Below are 24,309 nucleotides of genomic sequence, written 5' to 3'. Positions count from 1 at the left end.
TTCTCATGCAACTGATCTGGCTGCGCAGCGACCTGCGCGCTCAAGACAACACTGCCCTGACCGCCGCCATGGAGCGCGGTCCGACGCTGGCGGTCTACCTGCTCAGTCCCGCGCAGTGGCGCAGCCATGACGATGCCGACTGCAAGGTCGACTTCTGGCTGCGCAACCTGGTCGAGCTCGAGAAAGCGCTGGGCGAGTTGAATGTTCCCTTGCTGATCCGCGAGGCGGACACCTGGGACCAGGCGCCTGAAGTGCTGGCAAAGCTGTGCACACGGTTCAAGGTCGAGGGCCTGCACCTCAATCAGGAATACGGCATCAACGAGACCCGTCGCGACCAGGCAGTGCAGAAGGCGATGGAAAAAGCCGGTGTGCACTTCAACAGCTATCTCGATCAGCTGTTATTCAAGCCCGGCAGCATCCTGACCAAGACCGGCAACTATTTTCAGGTATTCACCCAGTTCAAGAAGGTCTGCTACACCCGACTGCACGAGGCCATGCCGCACCCGGTGCGCACCCCGAAAGCGCAGCCGGCACAGTCGATAAAAAGCGATCCGATTCCCGATCAGGTCAAGGGCTTTGCCACGCCAGCGAAAGCGTTGCGTGACCTGTGGCCAGCCGGTGAGGCGGAAGCCAGAAGGCGCATGGACGCGTTCGCCGACGAGCAGATCAGCTACTACAAGGACGAACGGGATTTTCCGGCCAAGCCCGGCACCAGCCAGCTGTCGGCCTATCTGGCGGCCGGGGTGATTTCGCCGCGCCAGTGCCTGCACGCGGCCCTGGCCAGCAATCAGGGCGAGTTCGAGACCGGCAACGTGGGCACCGTGACCTGGATCAACGAGCTATTATGGCGAGAGTTCTATAAACACACGCTGGTCGGCTACCCGCGCGTCTCGCGTCATCGCGCCTTTCGCCCGGAAACCGAGGCGTTGAAGTGGCGCGATGCCCCCGAAGAGCTGCGCGCCTGGCAAGAAGCGCGCACCGGGCTGCCGATCATTGACGCAGCGATGCGCCAGTTGCTGGAAACCGGATGGATGCACAATCGGCTAAGGATGGTCGTTGCGATGTTTCTCACCAAAAACCTGCTGATCGACTGGCGCGAGGGCGAGCGCTTTTTCATGCGCCACCTGATCGATGGCGACCTGGCGTCGAACAATGGTGGCTGGCAGTGGAGCTCGTCCACCGGCACCGACTCGGCGCCCTACTTCCGTATTTTCAATCCGTTGTCGCAGTCGGAACGCTTCGACCCCGAAGGCGTTTTCATCAAACGCTGGCTGCCGGAACTGGCGGATCTGAATAAAAAGCAGATTCATGACCCGTCGTTAATCGGTGACCTGTTTGGCGCGGCTGACTACCCGAAACCCATCGTCGACCTGAGCAAAAGCCGCGCCCGCGCCCTGGCAGCGTTCAAGGCCCTACCGGCTCGACAGCCGGCCGCAGGAGTCGAACATGGCTGATTTCCTGCATCGCTTCGCCGAAGGTTTTGCCGCGCTGAACAAAGACAACCTTGACCAGGTTGCCGAGCTGTACAGCGAAGACGTGTCGTTCAGCGACCCGATGCACGATATCCACGGCCTTGCCGCCATGCGCCGCTATTTCGGCGAACTGTACGCCAACGTCCAGGACCTGCACTTCGACTTCCACGCCTTCGACGAGGTGCGCCCCGGCGAGGGCTATCTGGTCTGGACCATGAGTTATTCGCATCCCCGTCTAGCCGCCGGCCGGACAATTCAGGTAGAAGGCTGTTCGCACCTGAAGTGGCGCGACAAGGTTTATCGGCACCGGGACTACTTCGATGCCGGTGCATTGCTCTACGAACATCTGCCCATCATGGGTCGGGTCATCCATTGGTTGAAGAAGAGGTTGGGATGAGCACTCCTGTTGCACGACGCATCTGGTTGACCGGGGCAAGCAGCGGCATTGGCCTGGCGCTGGCCAAAGAACTGCTCAACGCCGGTCATCGGCTCGCGCTGACCGCCCGCACGCTTGAGCCATTGCAAAATCTCGCAAACGTTTATCCCACGCAGGTGCTGCTGGTGACCGGTGACATCACCGACCCCGAGCAAGTCAAGGCGATTGCCGGCGATATCGCGCAGCAATGGGGAGCCCTGGACACCGCCATCTTCAACGCGGGCACCTGCGAATACATCGATGCCCGGCAGTTTGAAGCGGCCATGGTCGAACGCGTGGTGCGCACCAACCTGCTGGCCAGCAGTTACTGCATCGAGCACGCATTGCCGCTGCTGCGCAAAGGTCATCAACCGCATCTGGTCGGCGTCGCCAGTGCGGTGACCTACCTGGCGCTGCCCCGCGCCGAAGCCTACGGCGCGTCGAAGGCCGGCCTGCGTTATCTGCTAGAAGCCCTGCGTCTGGATCTGGCCAGCGAAAACATCGACGTGACGGTGGTCAGCCCTGGATTCGTCGACACGCCGCTGACGCAGAAAAACGATTTCCCCATGCCGATGCGCTGGCCGGTCGAGAAGGCCGCCAAACATATCGCCAGCAAACTGGGGCGCAACAAACGCCCCTTGGATATCGCCTTTCCGGCGTTGTTCATCTTCAGCATGAGCTTGCTGGCCCTGCTCCCGGCACGCGCCCGACTGGCCCTCGGCAAACGCATGGCGCGCAACGAATCGTCGAATAAGGACGCGCAATGAAGATCGCAGTCATTGGCAGCGGGATCGCTGGCCTGACCAGTGCCTACCTGCTCAACCGCGCGCATGAGGTGACCGTGTTCGAGTCTTCGGACTGGATCGGCGGGCACACTCACACGGTGGACGTGCAGGTCGAGGGCCGCGCCTACGCCATTGACACCGGTTTCATTGTTTTCAACGACTGGACCTACCCCAATTTCATTCGCCTGCTAAGCCAGCTGGGTGTCGGCTTCAAGCCCGCCGAAATGAGCTTTTCGGTGCATGATCCGCGCACCGGCGTGGAATATAACGGCAACAACCTCAACAGCCTGTTCGCCCAGCGCAGCAATCTGCTGTCGCCACGGTTCTGGGGCATGCTGCGCGATATCCTGCGTTTCAATCGCCAATCGGTCGATGATCTGGAAAACCAGCGCATCGCGGCGGACACCACGCTGGGCGAATACCTGAAGACCGGCGGTTATGGCCAGCGCTTCATCGATCATTACATCGTGCCTATGGGCGCGGCGATCTGGTCGATGTCGCTGGCCGACATGCTCGGCTTCCCGTTGCAGTTCTTCGTGCGTTTTTTCAAGAATCACGGGCTGCTCTCGGTCACCCACCGCCCGCAATGGTGTGTGATTCAGGGCGGTTCCAGAAGTTATGTGGAACCGCTGACAGCCTCGTTCCGCGAGCGCATTCGTCTGTCGTGCCCGGTCACACGTGTCGAGCGTGACAGCGAAGGTGTGACGCTGCACAGCGCCATGGGCAGCGAACGTTTCGACAAGGTGGTGTTTGCCTGCCACAGCGATCAGGCCTTGGCCCTGCTGGCGCAGCCATCGAGTGCCGAGCAGTCGATTCTCGGTGCCCTGCGCTATGCCGAAAACGATGTGGTGCTGCACACCGACACGCGACTGCTGCCCAAGCGCAAACTGGCCTGGGCGAGCTGGAACTACCGCTTGGGCGGCGGCGAACAGCAGTCGGCCGCCGTTACCTATGACATGAACATTCTGCAAGGGATCGAGAGCGACACGACGTTCTGCGTCAGCCTCAACCAGACTGCCGCCATCGACCCGGCCAAAATCCTTGGCCGCTACCGCTATGCCCATCCGCAATACAGCCTCGGTGCGATCGCTGCACAGGCGCGCTGGGAGGAAATCAATGGGGTCGATCACACTTGGTACTGCGGTGCCTACTGGGCCAACGGTTTTCACGAAGACGGCGTGGTCAGCGGCCTGCGTGTCGCCCAGGCCTTTGGTGAAACGCTGTGAACAGCGCCCTCTACAGTGGCTGGATCAGCCACCGGCGGTTTGCACCGCGCGCCCATGAGTTCACCTATCGGATAGGCCTGCTCTATCTGGATCTGGATGAGCAGGACAGCGTGCTGGGGCTTTCCCCACTGGCAGGTCGGGGGCGTTTTGCGCCGTTCTCGTTTCGTGAGCGAGACTATCTGCCAGAGCTGACCGGGCAAGGGCTGACGCTCATCCAGGCGGTCCGCGAGCGGGTCGGCAAAGCGTTGGGCCGCATTCCGTCGGGTCGCGTCTGCCTGCTGACCCAGGCACGCAGTTGGGGCCTGTCGTTCAACCCGGTGAGTTTTTTCTACTGCCATGAGGCCGACGGCACACTGGCCGGCATTCTGTGTGAAGTCACCAATACCCCGTGGGGCGAGCGCTACAGCTACGTGCTGCCCGCCACCGGTGAAGGCCATCAGCATTTTGCCGTGGCAAAGGCCTTTCATGTTTCCCCGTTCCTGCCACGTGATCTCGAATACCGCATGAGCTTCAGCCAGCCCGCCGAACGGATCGGTGTACACATGGCTGACTGGCAAGGCGAGCTGAAGATGTTTGACGCCACGCTCAATCTGACCCGCCAGAATCTGAACCGCAAGACGCTGCACCGCTATCTGATCGCTTATCCATGGATGACCGCGAAAACCTGTCTGGCCATTTATTGGCAGGCCATGCGCCTGCTGGTCAAACGCATACCCATCTTTTCCCATCAGGCCGCTGACGGCGAGTACCGTGCTGCCGCCGCGCAATCCAAGGACTCACTCCATGAAAAGCAGTAGCAGTAGTTTTTCTGCCAATCTGGGCACCAATGGTTTGACTGCCAACCTCTTGCGTCGAGGCGTGCTGCGGCAACTCGCAGGACTGCGTAACGGCCAGTTGGTAGTAATCGAACGGGGTGAGCGCCATGTGTTCGGCAAGAACGGCGCACTGATTCAGGCTGAAATCCACATTCTCGATTCGGCAGCCTGGGGCATGGTCGCCAGCAACGGTTCCATCGGTGCGGGTGAGGCCTTCATTCATGGCTACTGGACGACACCAGACCTGACGGCGGTGGTCCGGGTGTTTGTCAGCAATCTGGATGTGCTGGATGCGATGGAGGGCGGAATGGCACGCCTGACCCGCCCGCTGATTCATGCGCTGCACTGGCTCAACCGCAACACGCGCGAAGGCTCGCAGAAAAACATCGCGGCCCACTACGACCTGGGCAACACGCTGTTCGAGCAGTTTCTCGACCCGACGATGATGTATTCGGCCGCGCAGTTCCTCAGCGAAGACGACACGCTGGAACAGGCGCAGTTGAACAAGCTTGAGCGTATCTGCCAGAAACTTGCCTTGAAACCCACCGATCACCTGCTGGAAATCGGCACCGGCTGGGGGAGCATGGCTATTTACGCTGCGCAGCACTACGGCTGCCAGGTGACCACCACGACCCTGTCCAAAGAACAGTTCGCCTACACCGAGCGACGGCTGATCGAACTGGGCCTGCAGGATCGCGTGACGCTGCTGCTGACCGACTACCGTGACCTGACCGGTGAGTATGACAAGCTGGTGTCCATCGAGATGATCGAAGCGGTCGGCCATCGCTTTCTGCCCACGTACTTCAAGCAATGCGCGAACCTGCTGAAAAGCAACGGCATGATGCTGTTGCAGGCGATCACCATTCGCGAGCAGCGTTACGCACAGGCCAAACGCAATGTGGACTTCATCCAGCGTTACATTTTCCCCGGTGGCGCCCTGCCCTCGGTGGCGAAGATGCTCGACATCGTCGGCAGCGATACCGACATGAACCTGCTGCACATGGAAGATTTCGGCTTGCACTACGCACGCACCCTGCGCCTGTGGCACGACAACTTCAAAAACGCTCACGGCAAACTCGCTGAGCTGGGTTACGACGAGCATTTCCTGCGCCTGTGGGAGTTTTACCTGTGCTACTGCGAAGGCGGCTTCCTGGAGCGGACCATTGGCACCGCGCAACTGCTGCTCGCCAAGCCCGAAGCGCTGCGCGAACCCTTGCTTGGGCGCTTCAATGCTTAAATCCATCGCCAATGCGCTGTTGTTTCAGATCGGCTGGTTCGCCTGCGTACTGGGCGGCAACAGCTTCTGGCTGCTGATCGCCATCGGCGTCCTGGCGGTGCATTTTATGTGGATCAGCTCATGGGCAGCCGAAGGCCGGCTGATTCTGACCGTGACCTTGATCGGTATCGTGCTGGACAGTGCCTTGATGACACTCGGCGTTTTTGATTTCGGCACGGGCGGCTATCTCTTGCCGCTGTGGCTGGCGCTGTTGTGGGCGGTGCTGGGCACCACGCTCAATCATTGCCTGGCCTGGACGGCGAAGCCACTATGGCGCGCAGTCGTGCTGGGCGCTATTGGCGGCCCGATGTCGTACTATGCCGGCTCGCAACTGGCACAGGTCCATCTTCCCCTTGGAGTGTGGCCAGGCATGCTGGTGCTGGGCCTGGTCTGGGCGGGTGTATTTCCCCTGCTGCAATGGCTGGCAGCCCGCGCCGCCAGACACTCGGGAGAACCGCTCTGAACGCTACACTCATCCCGCTCGCAGAGATCCACGGCGAAGAACCCGCGGTCACGTGTTCGACCTGCGCAGCCTGCTGCTGCCAACTGGAAGTGATGCTGATCACCGATACGGGCGTGCCTGAGCGTTACATCGATACCGATGAGTGGGGTGGCGAGGTCATGTTGCGTCTGGATGACGGCTGGTGCGCTGCGCTGGATCGCAACACGATGATGTGTACGATCTACGAGAAACGCCCGTTGATCTGTCGTGAATTCGAAGCGGGTGCGGAAGATTGCCTGAACGAACGCAAAGGGATTGCGACGGCTTATCTCTGATCAGTGTTGCCTGGTTGATAACTATCGTTCCCACGCTCCGCGTGGTAATGCATTTCGTGACGCTCCGCGTCACACGGCGGTTCTTCGACATCAGGTGAATTGGTGCCCGACTCAGGTCACCTTTTCGCCCCTCGGCGAGTTACTTTGATAAGGCCAAAGTAACCAAAGCCTTTCGCTCCTGTTTCCGACCCGACTTCGTCGGGTTCCTTCGCCCTGACACTGATCCGGGGGCCGCCGCAACGGGCCATCCTTGGCCCGGTGCGGCTTGCTCGGCGTTCTGCCTCGCATCCCCCGGATCAGCGCCAGAACTCAGCCGTCACTAACGTCGCACTCTGCGTTGTCAGTGCCATCGCGATAAAAAAGCATTTTATGCGCAATGGCTTTGGGCAGGGCATTACGTTGTGCTGTAGCGAAGCGTTGGCACGAATGCCAGTCAAATCAGAACGGCATCTTGTAGTGCAGTGCGTAGCTTTCTATACCGTCGTTCGGCTCTTTGATGCCGGCGTTGGAGTAGTGGGTCGCACGGATACCGACTTCATGCCCGCCCGCGAAGCGCAGACCAAAACCGATACGGTCTTCGAAGTTGAAGGCAGAACCGAACTTGCGGTCTTCAACCTGGGTGTTGGAGAACACCGAGACGCCGATACCGGCTTCTACGTATGGCTTGACGTTGCCGTTGCCGAATTCGTAGACCAGAACCGGGGAGAACGACAGGCTGTGGTTATCCTTGTAGTCCTTGCCATCCCAATAGGTGTAAGCGCCATCCCAGTAGCCGGTCAAACGGCCGATGTCGCTTTGCAGCCAGGTTTTATCCCAATCGAATTGCACGCCCAGACGATAAGTCATGGTCGACTCGCCGGTCTGACCGACCGAAAACTCAACACCATCAGCCTGCGCGATTGAAGCTTGCCCTGCCAAAGCGGCCGCAATCACGGCCAGGCAAAAGAGTCTCTTCATGAGAAACGTCCTAAATATATTAAATTGTACGAAAAGTGTTGGAATTCATCAGCCGCTTTTATAGAAGCCGCGGAGGCGACGTTAGTTCACCCCAAAAGCGCCTTTTTTCACGTTTTTTTTACAAACGGAAGCTTCTCACATCGCCGACGTTTTGCGACAAAAAAGGTAGGATTTTTCTGAAATTGTCCGGTATGTCACTAGACCAATACACAGTGTCGCGCGCGACACCACTGGCAAGCAGGCCGGACCGTGCCAAAAGACGCTGCAGCTGTCGCGCCACTGCGGCTCCGGTGTCGATCAGGGTGATCGATTCGGGGAGCATTTGGCGCAGCAATGGCTTTAGGAACGGGTAGTGCGTGCAGCCCAGAATGATCGTGTCACAGCGCGCTGCCAGTAGCGGCTCTACATAGTGCTGCAGCAACTGACGGATTTGCGGGCTGACCAGATCGCCCGTTTCGATCAGTTCGACCAGCCCGGGGCAAGGCTGGGTCACGACCCGCACATCGTTGGCAAAACGGTCCAGCAAGGCCGCAAAGCGGGCGCTTTGTAGCGTTCCGGTGGTCGCCAGCACACCGACGACACCGCTGCGGGTCGCCTCGGCAGCCGGTTTGACCGCTGGCTCCATGCCTACAATCGGCCAGTCCGGGTAGCGCTGACGTATGTGCGACACACCTGCTGCCGTGGCCGTGTTGCAGGCGACGACCAGCGCCTTGGCACCCTGCTCGCGGAAAAACCCGGCAATCGTCAGGCACCGCTCGATGATGAATTCGGGAGTCTTTTCGCCGTAGGGAATGTGCCCGCAGTCCGCCAGATACAGCAGCGACTCGCTGGGCAACAGCTGACGGACTTCATTGAGCACTGACAGACCGCCAACCCCGGAATCAAAGATTCCGACCGGCGCATCGCTGCCATGGCTCATATGAACGTCAAGCATGCTCGCCCTGCACGCTGGCCGGACCACAGACGCTGCACGCCGGGTCTCGCTTGACCTTCAGTTCACGAAAACGCGTGCTCAAGGCGTCGATCAATAACAGTCGACCAACCATGGGTTCGCCAAAACCGGCCAGCAGCTTCAATGCTTCCAGCGCCTGCAGGCTGCCAACCAGACCGACCAGCGGCCCGATGACACCCGCCTCGCTGCAGGTCAGCTCGGCTTCGCTGCCATGCCCGTACAGACAATGGTAACAAGGGCTGTCCGCACGACGCGGATCGAACACCGACAACTGCCCTTCGAGCCGGATCGCCGCTCCGCTGACCAACGGCTTGCCGGCAGCGACACAGGCGGCATTGACCGCTTCGCGGGTGGCAAAATTATCCGAGCAATCCAGCACCAGATCGACAGCCTGCACCGCCGCGTCCAGTGAGTCGGTATCCAGCGCTGCGCGATGAGCGACAAGGGTGATCTCGGGATTGATCGCGCTGAGCCGGGCGATGGCCGAATTCACCTTGGCCTGCCCGATGCTCTGAGTGTCGTGGATGATCTGGCGTTGCAGGTTGGTCAGGTCGACGTGATCGAAATCCGCCAGATGCAGCTCACCAACCCCTGCGGCGGCCAGATACAGGGCCACCGGCGAGCCAAGCCCGCCGACGCCCACGATCAGCGCACGACTTTGCTTGAGTCTTAGCTGGCCGTCGATATCGACGTGTTGCAGCAGAATCTGGCGACTGTAGCGCAGCAGCTCCTGGTCACTCAGCACGGCTTGCATCCGAACGTGATGCGCTCATGCTCGCCCAGATCACGGCGCGTCTGAATACGCTCGAAGCCCTCGCGAATCAGCAGTTCACGCACCGCAGGCCCCTGATCGTAGCCGTGTTCCAGCAGCAGCCAGCCATCCGCGTTGAGGTGTGCAGGCGCCTGTTCGATGATCGTGCGCAAGTCATCCAGCCCGTCGGAACCGGCCACCAGCGCACTGCTCGGCTCAAAACGCACGTCACCAGCCGACAGATGCGGATCGGCGTCGGAGATGTACGGCGGATTGCTGATGATCAGGTCGAACTGTCGACCTTGCAGGCCACTGAACCAGTGACTTTCGAAGACTTCGGCGTTATTCAGCTGCAAGCGCTGCCGGTTGCGTTCGGCCAGGGCAACGGCCTCTGGCACACGGTCAACCGCGGTGACCTTCCATTGCTGGCGTTCGTTGGCCAGCGCCAGCGCAATCGCGCCGGTGCCGGTGCCGAGGTCCAGCACCTGAGCGGGTGCGAAGGCAGGCACCAGTTCCAGAGCGGCCTCGACCAGCATTTCGGTCTCGGGACGCGGGATCAACGTGTGCGGCGCGACTTCCAGATCAAGCTTCCAGAAGCCCTGCTGGCCGAGAATGTAAGCGACCGGCTCGCCCTTGCGGCGGCGCTCCATGTAACCAGCGAATGCCACCGCGGCTTCGGTGCTGACGATGCGCTCGGGCCAGGTGTGCAGAAAACTGCGCGGTTTGCCCAGCGCTGCCGCGAGCAGCAACTCGGCATCAAGGCGTGCAGTCGGTGAATCGGGAAGCTCGGCGCTTCTGAGTACACTTGCGATGATGGTCATTTACTCACCCAGTGCCGCAAGTTGATCAGCCTGATATTCAGCGAGTAGCGGCTCTATCACTGCATCGACCCCGCCCGCCAGAACTTCATCCAGCGAATACAAAGTCAGGTTCACGCGGTGATCCGTCACTCGCCCCTGAGGGAAATTATACGTACGTATGCGCTCGGAACGATCGCCCGAGCCGACCAGCAGCTTGCGTTCGCTAGCGATGGCATTGGCCGCCGCGCTGGTCTGCTGATCATTCAGTTTGGCAGATAGCCAGGACATTGCCCGGGCTCTGTTCTTGTGCTGCGAACGCTCTTCCTGGCACTCGACGACAATACCCGACGGCAAGTGGGTAATGCGGATCGCCGAGTCGGTCTTGTTGACGTGCTGACCACCGGCACCCGAAGAACGATAGGTGTCGACCCGCAGGTCGGCAGGGTTGATCTCGATCGCCTGCTGCTCGTCAGGCTCCGGCAACACCGCCACCGTACAGGCAGAGGTATGAATACGGCCCTGGGATTCGGTCTCCGGCACACGCTGCACACGGTGCGCGCCGGACTCGAATTTCAGCTTGCCATAGACGCTGTCACCCTCAACACGCGCGATGACTTCCTTATAGCCGCCATGCTCGCCTTCGTTTTCGGACAGGATCTCGACCCGCCAGCCACGCCGCTCGGCGTAACGCGAATACATGCGGAACAGGTCGCCGGAGAAGATCGCCGCTTCATCGCCGCCGGTGCCCGCGCGGATTTCCAGAAACACGTTACGACCGTCGTTCGGGTCCTTGGGCAACAGCATGCGCTGCAATTGCGCTTCCAGCTCGACCAATTGCTGCTTGGTTTCGCGAACTTCCTCGACGGCCATTTCACGCATGTCCGGATCGCTGTCCTTGAGCAGCGCCTGTGCGCCCTCCAGGTCACCCTGCACCCTGAGCAACTGCGCGTAGAGCGCAACGACCGGCTCCACTTCAGCGTATTCACGGGAATAGGCGCGAAAGCGTGTCTGATCGCTGATGACTTCCGCGTCGCCGAGCAGCGCGGTCAGTTCCTCGAAACGGTCGCTGAGCACATCCAGCTTATTGAGCAGTGAAGCTTTCATTGCGGGGTTTTATCCGTCGAGCCCTCACCGAGGGCAAATAGTTCCTGGGCCATGGCCAGCGCATCGACGCGACCTTCGGCAGACAGCTTCTTGAGCTGCACGCTCGGTGCATGCAGCAATTTGTTGGTCAGGCCACGCGCCAGCTGGATCAGTACGTCCTCGGCATTGCTGCCGTTGGCCAGCATACGTTGCGCCTTGCTCAGTTCTTCGTCACGCAGCCGTTCGCTTTGCTGACGATAGGCACGCAGCACATCGACTGCGGCCAGTTCGCGCAGGCGCGACATGAAGTCCTCGGCACCCACGCTGACCAGTTGCTCGGCGGCCAGCGCCGCGCCCTGACGGCTCTTGAGGTTCTCTGCCACTACTTCATGCAGGTCATCAACGCTGTACAGGTAAACATCGTCCAGCTCGCCGACTTCAGGCTCGATATCCCGCGGTACGGCGATATCGACCATGAAAATCGGTTTGTGCTTGCGCAGCTTCAGCGCACTTTCCACGGCGCCCTTGCCCAGAATCGGCAACTGACTGGCCGTCGAGCTGATCACGATGTCGCTGTTGACCAGTTCCGCCGGGATGTCCGACAGCAGCACCGCGTGCGCGCCGAACTCGGCGGCGAGCATGCTGGCGCGTTCCAGCGTACGGTTGGCGACCACGATACGCTTGACGCCCAGATCATGCAGATGCCGGGCGACCAGCGTAATGGTCTCGCCTGCACCGATCAACAAGGCCTGGCTGCGTTGCAGGTCACTGAAAATCTGTTTCGCCAGGCTGACTGCGGCAAAGGCCACAGAGACCGGGTTCTCGCCGATGGCGGTGTCGGTACGCACCTGTTTGGCGGCGCTGAACGTCGCCTGGAACAGTCGACCGAGCAATGGCCCGACCGTGCCGGCTTCGCGGGCAACCGCGTACGCGGACTTCATCTGGCCGAGAATCTGCGGCTCGCCGAGCACCAGCGAATCGAGCCCCGAGGCGACACGCATCATGTGCCGCACGGCAGCGTCATCTTCGTGCACGTAAGCACTGGCACGCAGTTCTTCAAGACTGAGGTGATGATAATCGGCGAGCCAGGCAAGAATACTGTCCGCGCCGAGGTGCTCGTGTTCGATGTACAACTCGCTGCGGTTGCAGGTCGAGAGGATCGCAGCCTCTCGGCTTTCCGTCAGTTGGCAGAGCTGCTGCAATGCCTCGACCAGCTGTTCCGGGGTAAATGCCACACGCTCGCGAACGTCGACCGAGGCGGTCTTATGGTTGATACCGAGTGCAAGGAAGGCCATTCAGGGTCGCAGGTGGTGACGTGAAGCCGGTAATTGTCCTACTTCGATAAGCTCAGAACAACCACCACATATTATTGTCCCACTACAATCGCTCGTCGCAGACCGTGCTTTCGGGTCCGCGACACTGCAAACACACGCATTGCATCAGTTTTTCCGACGGCTGTGGGTTTTGCCAACAGCCTTGTGTCATGATGCTCACACCGCAGGTAAGCCGCCCTTCTTATATATGAATAGATCCTCCGCGTTGTTCCTTGCTCTCGCCTTTCTGGGCGGCTGTCAGTCCATGACTCCCGCCTCGTCACAGCCTGTGCCCGCTCAAAAGGACGCCCCGCCCGCGCCTGAAGCCAAGCCGCAGGTCTATGGCTCGTTCACTCAGGACACCCTGGTCAGCCTGTTGAGTGCGGAGCTGGCTGGCCAGCGCAACCGCTTCGACATCGCCCTGGACAACTACGTGACCCAGGCGATCAAGACCCAGGACCCAGGAGTCTCGGAGCGCGCTTATCAGATTGCCGAGTACATGGGTGCCGATCAGTCGGCGCTGGATACCGCATTGATCTGGGCGAGGAACGCACCGGGCAATCTTGAAGCGCAACGCGCCGCAGCCATTCAACTGGCGCGCGCCGGGCGTTACGACGATTCGCTGGTGTACATGGAAAGAGTCCTGCAAGGCCAGGGCGACACGCACTTCGATTTCCTGGCCCTGTCGGCGGCCGAAACAGATCCGGACACCCGCAATGGTCTGCTCAAGAGCTTTGACCGATTGCTGGGCAAATACCCGAACAACGGTCAGCTGATTTTCGGCAAGGCGCTGTTGCTGCAACAGAACGGCGATTCCGAACAGTCGCTGAAACTGCTCGAAGACAATCCGCCTAAAGAAGGTGAAATCGCGCCGATCCTGCTGCACGCCCGCCTGCTGCAAAGCATGAACCGAGGCAAGGAAGCGGTGCCCCTGCTGGAAAAAAGCATCAAGAAATACCCCGACGACAAGCGCCTGCGCCTGACCTATGCGCGCATGCTCGTCGAGCAGAACCGCATGGAAGACGCGAAAGTGCAGTTTGCCGCACTCTTGCAGCAGTATCCGGATGACGACGAGCTGCGCTTCTCGCTGGCCCTGGTGTGCCTTGAAGCCAAGGCCTGGGACGAAGCGGCGGGCTATCTGGAAGAACTGATCGCCCGTGGCGCGCATGTCGATTCAGCGCACTTGAATCTGGGCCGCATCCACGAAGAGCGCGATGACCCGCAAAGCGCGCTCAACGAATACGCTCAGGTAGGCCCCGGCCCGGACTTCCTGGCGGCGCAATTGCGCCAGGCCGATATTCTGGTCAGCAACGGCAACGGTGCCGAAGCCGCCAAACGGCTGTCCGAAGCCCGCGCCGAAGAGCCCGATTATGCCGTGCAGCTGTACCTGATCGAAGCCGAAACCCTGACCAGCAATGATCAACTGGATCGTGGCTGGCAGGTATTGAATCAGGCGCTCAAGCAATACCCGGATGACGCCAACCTGCTGTATACCCGCGCCATGCTGGCTGAAAAACGCAATGATCTGGCGCAGATGGAAAAAGACCTGCGGACCATCATCAAGCGCGAGCCGGAAAACGCCATGGCGCTGAATGCGCTGGGCTACACCCTTTCCGATCGGACCACGCGTTATAGCGAAGCCCGCGAACTGATCGAAAAAGCTCACCAGATCAGCCCTGACGATCCGGCAGTGCTCGACAGCCTTGGCTGGGTGAACTACCGCCTGGGCAATCTGGACGATGCCGAGCGCTACCTGCGTCAGGCACTCGAGCGCTTCCCCGACCACGAAGTCGCCGCTCACCTGGGCGAAGTACTCTGGGCCAAGGGCGAGCAGCGCGAAGCCAAAAAAGTCTGGGCCAAGGCCCTGGAACAACAACCCGACAGCACCGTCCTGCGCAGCACACTGCGACGCTTGACCGGATCAGAGACCCTTTGACGTTATGTTTTTGCGCCATGTAATCGTATTCAGCCTCATCGCCCTGCTCACCGGCTGCGCCGGCCTCACCTCCCGCGAAGCCGTTCAGGGCAAGGGTGACCCCGCGCAATGGCGCGAGCACAAACAACAACTGAGCAGCCTCGATGGCTGGCAGATCAACGGAAAAGTCGGTATCCGCGCGCCGAAAGACTCCGGCAGCGGCACCCTGTTCTGGCTGCAACGCCAGGATTACTACGATATCCGCCTGTCCGGCCCGCTCGGCCGTGGTGCAGCGCGGCTGACCGGCAGGCCCGGCGCCGTGGTGCTCGAAGTCGCCAATCAGGGCCGCTACGAAGCCACCTCGCCAGAATCACTGCTGCAGGATCAACTGGGCTGGAAGCTGCCCGTGTCCCACCTCGTATGGTGGGTACGCGGTCTGCCGGCACCGGACAGCAAAAGCAACGTGACACTTGATGGCGACAACCGGCTGGCCAGCCTTGAACAGGATGGCTGGCAGGTGGAATACCTCAGTTACGTCGAGCAGAACGGTTATTGGCTGCCAGAGCGCGTCAAGCTGCACGGGCAGGACCTGGATGTCACGCTGGTCATCAAGGACTGGCAGCCTCGCAAACTGGGGCAATGACCATGAGCACGCCAAAACTGGTTTTGCCTGCCCCGGCAAAACTCAATCTCATGCTGCACATTCTGGGACGTCGCCCTGACGGCTATCACGAACTGCAGACGCTGTTTCAGTTTCTCGATTACGGCGACGAACTGGGTTTTACCGTTCGCGAAGATGGCGAGATTCGCCTGCAGACCGATGTTCCCGGCGTTCCGCATGACAGCAACCTGATCGTCAAAGCTGCCCGAGCCCTGCAAAAACAGTCCGGTTGCACACTGGGCATGGATATCTGGCTGGAAAAACGCCTGCCCATGGGTGGCGGTATCGGCGGCGGCAGCTCGGATGCAGCGACCACCCTGCTGGCCCTGAATCATTTGTGGCAGCTCGGTTGGGATGAGGATCGTCTGGCGCAACTGGGGCTGACGCTGGGCGCCGATGTACCGGTTTTTGTGCGTGGACATGCCGCTTTTGCTGAGGGCGTCGGCGAAATTCTCACCCCGGTGGACCCGGAAGAACCGTGGTATTTGGTGCTCGTTCCGCAAGTCGCTGTAAGTACAGCAGAAATTTTTTCAGATCCGTTGTTGACACGCGACACGCCGCCCATTAAAGTGCGCCCCGTTCCCAAGGGAAACAGTCGAAATGACTGTAAGGCGGTTGTAGAGAGGCGTTACCCAGAAGTACGTAACGCTTTGAATTTGTTAGGTAAATTTACCGAAGCAAAATTAACCGGAACTGGAAGTTGTGTGTTTGGGGCCTTCCCAAACAAAGCTGAAGCTGATAAAGTCTCGGCCCTTCTTACAGAGACCCTTACGGGGTTCGTAGCGAAAGGAAGCAACATCTCGATGTTGCATCGTAAGCTGCAAATTCTGTAGCAGGAATTGAGTGCCAGGCACTCGATTGATTCAATACAGGGGCGTCGCCAAGCGGTAAGGCAGCAGGTTTTGATCCTGCCATGCGTTGGTTCGAATCCAGCCGCCCCTGCCATTTTCTATACTCATCCAGGTTACCCTCAGCCTCTAGGTACTGCGCGTGTCCAAGATGATGGTCTTTACGGGGAATGCCAACCCCGATCTCGCTCGGCGTGTAGTACGTCAGCTGCATATCCCACTGGGTGATGTTTCTGTTGGAAAATTTTCCGACGGTGAAATCAGCACTGAGATTAATGAAAACGTCCGCGGTAAAGACGTCTTTATCATTCAGCCGACCTGCGCACCCACGAACGACAACCTGATGGAACTCGTCGTGATGGCTGATGCCTTCCGTCGCTCCTCAGCGTCCCGAATCACTGCTGTGATTCCCTACTTTGGTTATGCCCGCCAGGATCGCCGTCCGCGCTCCGCACGTGTTGCAATCAGCGCAAAAGTTGTCGCTGACATGCTGACCGTGGTGGGAATCGATCGTGTACTCACGGTTGATCTTCATGCTGACCAGATTCAGGGCTTCTTCGACATTCCGGTAGATAACATCTACGGCTCCCCCGTTCTGGTGGATGACATCGAAGATCAGCGCTTTGAAAACCTGATGATCGTTTCCCCGGATATCGGCGGTGTCGTGCGTGCACGTGCTGTCGCCAAGTCCCTGGGTGTCGATCTCGGGATCATCGACAAACGCCGTGAGAAAGCCAATCACTCCGAAGTGATGCATATCATTGGTGATGTCGAAGGGCGTACCTGCATTCTGGTTGATGACATGGTCGATACCGCCGGCACGCTGTGCCACGCGGCCAAGGCCCTGAAAGAGCATGGTGCTGCCAAGGTCTTCGCCTACTGCACACACCCTGTGCTGTCGGGTCGGGCGATCGAAAACATTGAAAATTCCGTGCTGGACGAACTGGTGGTGACCAACACCATCCCGTTGTCCGCCGCCGCTCAAGCCTGTGGCCGTATCCGTCAACTGGATATTGCCCCGGTAGTCGCCGAAGCGGTTCGCCGCATCAGCAACGAAGAATCGATCAGCGCGATGTTCCGTTAACTGACATCACGCAGACGAAAAGCGCCCCGCCCTGACATCCGGTCAGGGCGGGGCTTTTTTGCCCATACCATCCGAGCGCTGGTCGCAAACGCAACGGTGGATGTGGTTAATTTGGAGATACAACATGAACGAATTTACCCTGAATGCAGAACAGCGTTCCGACCTGGGGAAAGGTGCGAGCCGCCGCCTGCGTCGTCTCGCTAGCCTGGTTCCAGCTGTCGTCTACGGTGGCGACAAAGCCCCCGAGTCCATCAGCATGCTGGCCAAGGAAGTTGCCAAACTGCTGGAAAACGATGCGGCCTACAGCCACATCATCGAGCTGAACGTTGGTGGCAAGAAGCAAAACGTCATCATCAAGGCGCTGCAACGTCACCCGGCCAAAGGCCACGTGATGCACGCTGACTTCGTGCGCGTTATTGCCGGCCAGAAACTGACCGCAATCGTGCCGATCCACTTCCTGAACGAAGAAGCTCCGGTCAAGAAAGGCGGCGAGATCTCGCACACTACCACTGAACTGGAAGTGACCTGCCTGCCGAAAGACCTGCCAGAGTTCATCGAAGTTGATCTGGGCACGCTGGAAGTAGGTGACAACGTTCACCTGTCCGAACTGAAAGCCCCTAAAGGCGTTGAGTTCGTCGCTTTGGCACACGGTACTGACCTGGCAATCGCCAACGTCCACGCACCGCGTATCGTCAAAGACGAAGAAGAAGGTGAAGCTGAAGAAGGCGCTGCCGAGTAATTCATTACTTGGTAACGTCGGAGTTGCTCAGGAGACATCGCGAGCGATAGCAGGCAAAGCGGGCGAGATCGCTGAGTTTACATCATGGTAAATGAGCAGTTTTCGTCCACATTGCCGCTGTCGTCAGCGGTTCAACCCTCAACTCCAAAGGAAGAGCCCCTGTCGTGACCGCCATACAACTGATCGTGGGCCTGGGAAATCCAGGCGCCGAATACGAACAGACCCGGCATAACGCAGGGGCTTTTTTTGTTGAGCGTATTGCTGCAGCGCAACGAGTCAATCTCGTTCCCGAGCGCAAATTCTTTGGCCTGACCGGGCGCTTCACGCACCAGGGTCAGGATGTTCGTCTGCTGATTCCCACCACTTACATGAACCGCAGCGGCCAGGCTGTCGCGGCACTCGCCGGCTTTTATCGCATCCCGGTCGAGTCGATTCTGGTGGCGCATGACGAACTTGACCTGCCTCCAGGCGTCGCCAAACTCAAAGTGGGCGGCGGCCATGGCGGTCATAACGGGCTGCGCGACATCATTGCGCAGCTCGGCAATCAGAACACATTCCATCGCTTGCGGCTTGGCATTGGCCACCCGGGCGATGCCAGCAAGGTATCCGGCTTTGTCCTGGGTCGAGCGCCACGCGCCGAACAGGAAAAACTGGACGCCAGTATCGACTTTGCCCTCGGCGTGCTGCCGGATATCTTCGCCGGTGAATGGAACCGGGCGATGAAAAACCTGCACAGCCAGAAGGCCTGACATCACTCGAGGGGAAACACCATGGGATTCAATTGCGGCATCGTCGGCCTGCCTAACGTCGGCAAGTCCACCCTGTTCAACGCCCTGACCAAATCTGGTATCGCGGCCGAGAACTTCCCCTTCTGCACCATCGAACCGAACAGCGGCATCGTGGCCATGCCCGACCCGCGTCTGGCGGCCTTGGCAGCCATCGTCAACCCGAAACGCATCCTGCCGACCACCATGGAGTTCGTCGACATCGCAGGCCTTGTGGCAGGCGCTTCGAAGGGCGAAGGCCTGGGCAACAAGTTTCTCGCCAACATCCGCGAGACCGACGCCATCGCCCACGTGGTGCGCTGCTTTGAAGACGAGAACGTGATTCACGTTTCCAACAGCGTCGACCCCAAGCGCGATATCGAGATCATCGATCTGGAACTGATCTTCGCCGACCTCGACAGCTGCGAGAAGCAACTGCAAAAGGTCACCCGCAACGCCAAGGGCGGCGACAAGGACGCAGTGGTCCAGAAAGGCCTGCTTGAGCAGTTGATTGCACACTTCAGCGAAGGCAAGCCTGCACGCAGCCTGATGAAGAGCATGAGCAACGACGAGAAGGCCACCATCCGTGGCTTCCACCTGCTGACCACCAAGCCGGTCATGTACATCGCCAACGTCGCCGAAGACGGTTTCGAGAACAACCCGCTGCTGGACGTGGTCCGCGCCATCGCCGAAGAAGAAGGCGCAATGCTGGTGCCGGTCTGCAACAAGATCGAAGCCGAAATCGCCGAGCTCGATGACGGCGAAGAAAAAGACATGTTCCTCGAAGCCCTGGGCCTCGAAGAACCCGGCCTGAACCGCGTAATTCGCGCTGGCTACGAAATGCTCCACCTGCAGACCTACTTCACCGCAGGCGTCGAAGAAGTCCGCGCCTGGACCGTCCGTGTCGGTGCCACCGCACCACAAGCCGCAGGCGTGATCCACACCGACTTCGAAAAAGGCTTCATCCGCGCCGAAGTGGTGGCGTATGACGACTTCATCCAGTTCAAGGGTGAGTCAGGCGCCAAGGAAGCCGGGAAGTGGCGTCTGGAAGGCAAGGAATACATCGTCAAGGACGGTGATGTGATGCATTTCAGGTTTAACGTGTAAACCAAAGGAAGCGTCCGGCGGGATCTCGGCAAGTGCAGATCCCCCTATCACGAAAGCCCCATTATCTGGGGCTTTCGCGTTTTTATGCACGGCCATGCTCAAGCGCTCCACCCTATCGCAGGCACCCTCAAATTTTTGATGGGGATGTCTGTTTTTCTATGTAAAATGTCGTTTTTAACCGTCGCTCATCCACGTCATTTAAACATTCACGTTTAACGCAGCAGATGTCTGAAAGGCGGCAGCCGATTAGCGATTGTTTCCACGGACCGGGCAGAGCCTTGTCATAACCCAAGGTAGATACTCTTTTGAAGATCTTAGTAACAGGCGGTGCAGGCTTCATCGGTTCGGCGGTCATCCGGCACATCATTGCCAACACAACCGACTCCGTCGTTAACGTCGACAAACTGACCTATGCAGGCAATCTAGAATCGCTGCAGTCAGCTGATCAAAGCGAGCGCTACGCGTTTGAGCATGTCGATATCTGCAACCGCGAAGACGTGGATCGGGTTTTCAAAGAGCATCAGCCCGATGCCGTGATGCACTTGGCGGCCGAATCGCATGTTGATCGCTCGATCACTGGCCCTTCGGAGTTTATCCAGACCAACATCATCGGCACCTATACCCTGCTTGAATCTGCGCGTGGCTACTGGAGCCAGCTGGACGAAGCACGCAAGGCCAACTTCCGCTTTCATCACATTTCCACCGATGAAGTGTACGGCGACCTGGAAGGTCCGGAAGATCTCTTCACCGAGACAACCCCTTACCAGCCAAGCTCACCCTACTCGGCCAGCAAGGCCAGCTCCGACCACCTGGTACGCGCCTGGAGCCGCACTTACGGCCTGCCTACTCTGGTGACCAACTGCTCCAACAATTACGGCCCGTGCCATTTCCCCGAGAAGCTGATCCCGCTGATCATTCTCAATGCGCTGGAAGGCAAACCGCTGCCTATCTACGGCAAAGGTGATCAGGTTCGTGACTGGCTCTACGTAGAAGACCACGCCCGCGCATTGTACAAAGTCGTCACCGAAGGCGAAATCGGCGAGACCTATAACATCGGTGGTCACAACGAGAAGCAGAACCTCGAAGTGGTCAACACTGTCTGCGCCCTGCTCGACCAACTGCGTCCGGACTCAGCCCATCGCCCGCATGCCAGCCTGATCACTTATGTGCAGGACCGCCCGGGCCATGACCTGCGCTACGCTATTGATGCCAGCAAGATTCAGCGCGAGCTGGGCTGGGTGCCGGAAGAAAGCTTCGAATCCGGCATCCGCAAAACGGTGCAGTGGTATCTCGATAACCCCGAGTGGGTTGCTCATGTAAAGAGCGGAAGCTACCAGCAATGGATCGACAAGAACTACACAGCGCGCGCCGATAAATGATGAAGATTCTTCTGCTGGGCAAAAACGGCCAGGTGGGTTGGGAGTTGCAACGTTCACTCGCTGTAGTGGGTGAAGTAGTGGCTCTTGACCGCCATACCGTATCGACGGCCTATGGCGACCTTTGTGGCGATCTGTCTGACCTGGAAAGCCTGCGCAATACCATTCGCAGCGTGAAACCTCAGGTTATCGTCAACGCCGCAGCCTATACCGCTGTCGACAAGGCTGAAACAGAGCGCGAGCTCGCGCATACGGTCAATGCCCTGGCCAGCCAGGTCCTGGCAGAAGAAGCGCGCACGCTGGACGCCCTGTTGGTTCATTACTCGACCGACTATGTGTTCGACGGTTCGGGCGACACCGCCTGGAAAGAAAGCGATGCGGTGTCGCCGGTCAACTATTACGGCGCAACCAAACTTGAAGGCGAGCGACTTATCGCTGCCTCAGGCTGCAAGCACCTGATCTTCCGTACCAGCTGGGTTTACGCGGCACGTGGCAACAACTTTGCCAAAACCATGTTGCGCCTTGCAAAAGATCGCCCGACGCTCAATGTGATCGCCGATCAGATTGGAGCGCCTACAGGTGCGGAGTTGCTGGCCGACATAGCAACGGCAGCCCTGCTTCAAACGCTGGCGAAGCCGGAGCTTTGTGGCATCTACAACCTGGCACCTGCCGGCGAAGTGTCATGGCATGCCTACGCGCAGTATGTGATTGATTTGGCCCGCGCCAACGGGGAACCCCTGGCGGTAGAAACGATCAATCCCATCGGCACGATCGAATACCCTACACCCGCGCAACGCCCTCTGAATTCGCGTCTGAACACAGAAAAGCTGCGCCACAATTTTTCTCTGCACCTGCCTGACTGGCAAAGTGGTGTAGCCCGAATGCTCATGGAAACTCTGAACAAATGACCACCATTAATCGTAAAGGCATCATCCTGGCCGGCGGCTCGGGCACTCGTCTGCACCCGCTCACCCTTGGCGTATCCAAGCAGATGCTGCCTATCTACGACAAGCCGATGATTTTTTACCCTCTTTCAGTGCTGATGCTGGCGGGGATGCGTGAAGTCCTGATCATCTCGACACCAGAAGACTTGCCAAGCTTCCGCAAGCTGCTGGGTGATGGCAGCCAATACGGTATTCAGCTGACTTATGCTGAACAACCTACCCCTGACGGCCTGGCACAGGCGTTCATCATCGGCGAAGAGTTCATCGGTGAAGATCCTTGCTGCCTGATTTTGGGCGATAACATCTTCTACGGTCAGCACTTCTCCGACAACCTGCGCTCGGCCAGCCAGCAGACCAGCGGCGCTACGGTCTTCGGCTATCACGTTTCCGATCCTGAGCGCTTTGGTGTTGTCGAGTTCGACGAAACCGGTCGCGCCTTGAGCATCGAAGAGAAGCCTGCAGCACCGAAGTCGAGCTATGCAGTAACCGGCCTGTACTTCTACGACAACCAGGTCGTCGAAATCGCGAAGAGCATCAAGCCTTCCGAACGTGGCGAGCTGGAAATCACTGATGTAAACCGTGCCTACCTCGAGCAGAAGAGCCTGACCGTAGAAATTCTCGGTCGTGGCTTTGCGTGGCTGGACACAGGTACTCATGAGTCGCTGTTGGAAGCGAGCCATTTCGTGCACACCATCGAGCAGCGTCAGGGCTGGAAAGTTGCCTGCCTGGAAGAGATCGCCTACACCAACGGCTGGATCACGGCCGCTCAGTTGGGCGAACAGGCTCAGAAGCTGAAGAAGACCGGCTACGGCCAGTATCTGCAGAAGTTGCTGGATCTGGGCTCGTTCTAAGACTGCAAACCTCTATCCAATACCGCAAGGCTGCGAACAGTATGTCATCTGCTTTTCCCACGGTAGCCGTGCTGTTGGCAGCCTATAACGGTATGGCGTGGATAGAGGCGCAACTTGATTCAATCCTGAAGCAGAAAAACGTCTGCGTCAGCGTGTTCATCAGTGTCGATACCTCCACGGACGGCACTGAAGCATGGTGTGCCGACTACGCTCAGCACCATGCGAGTATCTCCCTGCTGCCGCCTGCCGGACGATTTGGCGGAGCGTCACGCAACTTCTTTCGCTTGATCCGGGATGTCGACTTCTCGACATTCGATTACGTAGCGTTCTCAGATCAGGATGATATCTGGCACCCGGACAAGCTTCAGCGCGCCGTAGCGGCTTTGGCGCCGGGTCATCATGATGCCTATTCCAGCAATGTCACCGCATTCTGGCCTGATGGTCAGCGCGTACTGCTGGATAAGGCTCAGCCTCAGGTCCAGTGGGACTATCTGTTCGAAGCTGCAGGCCCCGGCTGCACCTATGTGTTGAATCGCCGGCTTGCAGATGCCTTCAAGTCATCCCTCCTTTCCCACTGGGATGCAGCTCAGGCCGTCAGCCTGCACGACTGGTACTGTTACGCATTTGCTCGCAGTCACGGCTTCCGATGGCTTATCGATCCGGTTTCCGGCATGGACTACCGTCAACATGCCAACAACCAGGTTGGAGCCAATACCGGACTTGCTCCACTCATCAGTCGACTGAAAAAGATTGCTGACGGATGGTGGGCCGGGCAGGTATTGCTCATTGGCCGTTTGACCGGAAACAACCAACTGCATACTGCGGGGAAGCACGGGAGTACGCGGCTGTCGTTCCTGAAACTCGCTTTCAAGGCACCGCAATGCCGCAGGAGACCGCGAGACAAGATTTTCTTCGTTATTGCGTGCCTGGCAGCAATGCTAAGCAAGCGTTGACCGTCAAATAACCACTCGTACCCTATCAGGCCCAGCCAGAGCGATATAGCCTGATTAAACCAGTGGTCAGGCATCGCAACCTTCTGAAAATACTGGTTTTCAACATCTGCGCCCAAAGCCAGAGAGGACTTCAGCCGCCGCATGGCCAGGCATCGGTCACAGCACCGAAACCGCTTAATTTCGCTGGGCACCGAATGTTCTCCGGCGGCGGCTTATGTTAATGTGCAGGCCTTTGTTTTCGGTATCAAAAGCGCAAAGAAGCCGGTGTAACCGGGGTGAGCGGAACCAGCCTCGGAAGGTGGGGTCACTTGTACCGCCCAACCAAGGATGACAAGGCTCCAGTCACCCATACGGCCATGAGCTCAGATACCGGACGCGCTTCAATTCGTAAAACCGTCCTGCCATGAAGACCTTGTGTTGCTCATCGTCGGAACCTACGTCGGAA

General features: G+C 58.9%; 25 protein-coding genes and 1 tRNA gene. 20 read left to right on the top strand and 6 right to left on the bottom strand.

The annotated features are described in order from the left end of the window. The first annotated feature begins 5 nt into the window (after window positions 1-5). From phrB to PI739_RS00495, 8 genes are read left to right on the top strand one after another with little or no spacing between them, the layout of a single operon-like run. Entirely contained in the window at window positions 6-1,454 is a 1,449-nt protein-coding gene (phrB, locus tag PI739_RS00530) for a deoxyribodipyrimidine photo-lyase (protein ID WP_054080644.1), read from the top strand. Further along, on the top strand, window positions 1,447-1,869 hold the full coding sequence (locus tag PI739_RS00525; protein ID WP_003433711.1) for a nuclear transport factor 2 family protein: 423 nt from the start codon (window positions 1,447-1,449) through the stop codon (window positions 1,867-1,869). The genes phrB and PI739_RS00525 overlap by 8 nt, the downstream gene beginning before the upstream one ends. After that, complete coding sequence (locus PI739_RS00520) at window positions 1,866-2,654, top strand: SDR family NAD(P)-dependent oxidoreductase (RefSeq protein ID WP_003433712.1); 789 nt, start codon at window positions 1,866-1,868, stop codon at window positions 2,652-2,654. The genes PI739_RS00525 and PI739_RS00520 overlap by 4 nt, the downstream gene beginning before the upstream one ends. Further along, a complete protein-coding gene (locus PI739_RS00515; RefSeq protein WP_044309896.1) occupies window positions 2,651-3,898 on the top strand; it encodes an NAD(P)/FAD-dependent oxidoreductase in 1,248 nt (415 codons plus the stop codon). The genes PI739_RS00520 and PI739_RS00515 overlap by 4 nt, the downstream gene beginning before the upstream one ends. After that, complete coding sequence (locus tag PI739_RS00510) at window positions 3,895-4,695, top strand: DUF1365 domain-containing protein (protein ID WP_003433714.1); 801 nt, start codon at window positions 3,895-3,897, stop codon at window positions 4,693-4,695. The genes PI739_RS00515 and PI739_RS00510 overlap by 4 nt, the downstream gene beginning before the upstream one ends. Continuing rightward, window positions 4,682-5,950: an SAM-dependent methyltransferase gene (locus tag PI739_RS00505; RefSeq protein ID WP_003433715.1), complete on the top strand. Its 1,269-nt coding sequence runs from the start codon at window positions 4,682-4,684 to the stop codon at window positions 5,948-5,950. Before PI739_RS00510 ends, PI739_RS00505 begins: the two co-directional genes overlap by 14 nt. After that, a complete protein-coding gene (locus PI739_RS00500) occupies window positions 5,943-6,452 on the top strand; it encodes a DUF2878 domain-containing protein (RefSeq protein WP_003365611.1) in 510 nt (169 codons plus the stop codon). The genes PI739_RS00505 and PI739_RS00500 overlap by 8 nt, the downstream gene beginning before the upstream one ends. Beyond that, window positions 6,407-6,766, top strand: coding sequence for a YkgJ family cysteine cluster protein (locus PI739_RS00495; RefSeq protein ID WP_044309893.1), 360 nt, complete (start codon window positions 6,407-6,409; stop codon window positions 6,764-6,766). The genes PI739_RS00500 and PI739_RS00495 overlap by 46 nt, the downstream gene beginning before the upstream one ends. Before the next feature lie 438 nt (window positions 6,767-7,204). On the opposite strand, the gene PI739_RS00490 is transcribed toward PI739_RS00495, so the two are convergent. From PI739_RS00490 to hemA, 6 genes are all read right to left on the bottom strand, one after another. Continuing rightward, entirely contained in the window at window positions 7,205-7,723 is a 519-nt protein-coding gene (locus PI739_RS00490; RefSeq protein WP_002552154.1) for an acyloxyacyl hydrolase, read from the bottom strand. A 118-nt stretch (window positions 7,724-7,841) separates the two neighbouring features. After that, the gene (murI, locus tag PI739_RS00485) at window positions 7,842-8,657 is read right to left on the bottom strand and encodes a glutamate racemase (RefSeq protein WP_054080643.1); all 816 of its coding nucleotides are present in this window, start codon (window positions 8,655-8,657) and stop codon (window positions 7,842-7,844) included. Then, the gene (locus PI739_RS00480; RefSeq protein WP_161428593.1) at window positions 8,650-9,420 is read right to left on the bottom strand and encodes a molybdopterin-synthase adenylyltransferase MoeB; all 771 of its coding nucleotides are present in this window, start codon (window positions 9,418-9,420) and stop codon (window positions 8,650-8,652) included. Before PI739_RS00480 ends, murI begins: the two co-directional genes overlap by 8 nt. Then, the gene (gene prmC / locus PI739_RS00475) at window positions 9,414-10,247 is read right to left on the bottom strand and encodes a peptide chain release factor N(5)-glutamine methyltransferase (protein WP_003365617.1); all 834 of its coding nucleotides are present in this window, start codon (window positions 10,245-10,247) and stop codon (window positions 9,414-9,416) included. The genes PI739_RS00480 and prmC overlap by 7 nt, the downstream gene beginning before the upstream one ends. After that, window positions 10,248-11,330, bottom strand: a complete 1,083-nt coding sequence (gene prfA, locus PI739_RS00470) for a peptide chain release factor 1 (RefSeq protein ID WP_003404940.1) — start codon at window positions 11,328-11,330, stop codon at window positions 10,248-10,250. It lies immediately after the preceding gene. Then, window positions 11,327-12,604 carry a glutamyl-tRNA reductase gene (hemA, locus tag PI739_RS00465; protein WP_003433718.1) on the bottom strand — a complete coding sequence of 426 codons (1,278 nt, stop codon included), beginning with the start codon at window positions 12,602-12,604 and terminating at the stop codon, window positions 11,327-11,329. The genes prfA and hemA overlap by 4 nt, the downstream gene beginning before the upstream one ends. A gap of 226 nt (window positions 12,605-12,830) precedes the next feature. On the opposite strand from hemA, the gene PI739_RS00460 reads away from it, so the two are divergent. The 12 genes from PI739_RS00460 to PI739_RS00405 all read left to right on the top strand — a co-directional run bounded on the left by PI739_RS00460 (window position 12,831) and on the right by PI739_RS00405 (window position 23,864). Further along, window positions 12,831-14,558, top strand: a complete 1,728-nt coding sequence (locus tag PI739_RS00460; RefSeq protein WP_003433719.1) for a tetratricopeptide repeat protein — start codon at window positions 12,831-12,833, stop codon at window positions 14,556-14,558. A gap of 4 nt (window positions 14,559-14,562) precedes the next feature. Further along, window positions 14,563-15,180, top strand: a complete 618-nt coding sequence (gene lolB / locus PI739_RS00455; RefSeq protein WP_054080642.1) for a lipoprotein insertase outer membrane protein LolB — start codon at window positions 14,563-14,565, stop codon at window positions 15,178-15,180. 2 nt (window positions 15,181-15,182) lie between these two features. Next, window positions 15,183-16,031, top strand: coding sequence for a 4-(cytidine 5'-diphospho)-2-C-methyl-D-erythritol kinase (ispE, locus tag PI739_RS00450; protein ID WP_054080641.1), 849 nt, complete (start codon window positions 15,183-15,185; stop codon window positions 16,029-16,031). A gap of 37 nt (window positions 16,032-16,068) precedes the next feature. Continuing rightward, a tRNA-Gln gene (locus PI739_RS00445) sits at window positions 16,069-16,143 on the top strand. A 45-nt stretch (window positions 16,144-16,188) separates the two neighbouring features. Then, entirely contained in the window at window positions 16,189-17,130 is a 942-nt protein-coding gene (locus tag PI739_RS00440; protein ID WP_003317125.1) for a ribose-phosphate pyrophosphokinase, read from the top strand. A 124-nt stretch (window positions 17,131-17,254) separates the two neighbouring features. After that, window positions 17,255-17,869 (top strand): 50S ribosomal protein L25/general stress protein Ctc, encoded by a 615-nt coding sequence (locus PI739_RS00435; protein ID WP_003365632.1) that lies wholly within the window; start codon window positions 17,255-17,257, stop codon window positions 17,867-17,869. A 164-nt stretch (window positions 17,870-18,033) separates the two neighbouring features. Next, the gene (gene pth, locus PI739_RS00430) at window positions 18,034-18,618 is read left to right on the top strand and encodes an aminoacyl-tRNA hydrolase (RefSeq protein ID WP_003317127.1); all 585 of its coding nucleotides are present in this window, start codon (window positions 18,034-18,036) and stop codon (window positions 18,616-18,618) included. A gap of 21 nt (window positions 18,619-18,639) precedes the next feature. Then, window positions 18,640-19,740 (top strand): redox-regulated ATPase YchF, encoded by a 1,101-nt coding sequence (gene ychF / locus PI739_RS00425; protein WP_003433722.1) that lies wholly within the window; start codon window positions 18,640-18,642, stop codon window positions 19,738-19,740. A 305-nt stretch (window positions 19,741-20,045) separates the two neighbouring features. Then, window positions 20,046-21,119 (top strand): dTDP-glucose 4,6-dehydratase, encoded by a 1,074-nt coding sequence (gene rfbB, locus PI739_RS00420; RefSeq protein ID WP_003365638.1) that lies wholly within the window; start codon window positions 20,046-20,048, stop codon window positions 21,117-21,119. Continuing rightward, window positions 21,119-22,024, top strand: coding sequence for a dTDP-4-dehydrorhamnose reductase (gene rfbD, locus PI739_RS00415; RefSeq protein WP_054080640.1), 906 nt, complete (start codon window positions 21,119-21,121; stop codon window positions 22,022-22,024). The genes rfbB and rfbD overlap by 1 nt, the downstream gene beginning before the upstream one ends. Continuing rightward, on the top strand, window positions 22,021-22,911 hold the full coding sequence (rfbA, locus tag PI739_RS00410) for a glucose-1-phosphate thymidylyltransferase RfbA (RefSeq protein ID WP_044309888.1): 891 nt from the start codon (window positions 22,021-22,023) through the stop codon (window positions 22,909-22,911). Before rfbD ends, rfbA begins: the two co-directional genes overlap by 4 nt. Window positions 22,912-22,952: 41 nt before the next feature. After that, window positions 22,953-23,864, top strand: coding sequence for a glycosyltransferase family 2 protein (locus PI739_RS00405; protein ID WP_054080639.1), 912 nt, complete (start codon window positions 22,953-22,955; stop codon window positions 23,862-23,864). Window positions 23,865-24,309: the final 445 nt, after the last annotated feature.

This window comes from Pseudomonas cerasi (assembly GCF_027983475.1).
GTDB lineage: Bacteria > Pseudomonadota > Gammaproteobacteria > Pseudomonadales > Pseudomonadaceae > Aquipseudomonas > Aquipseudomonas cerasi.
The sequence above is the reverse complement of the archived record's forward strand: the minus strand, read 5'-3'. Positions and strand labels throughout refer to the sequence as shown.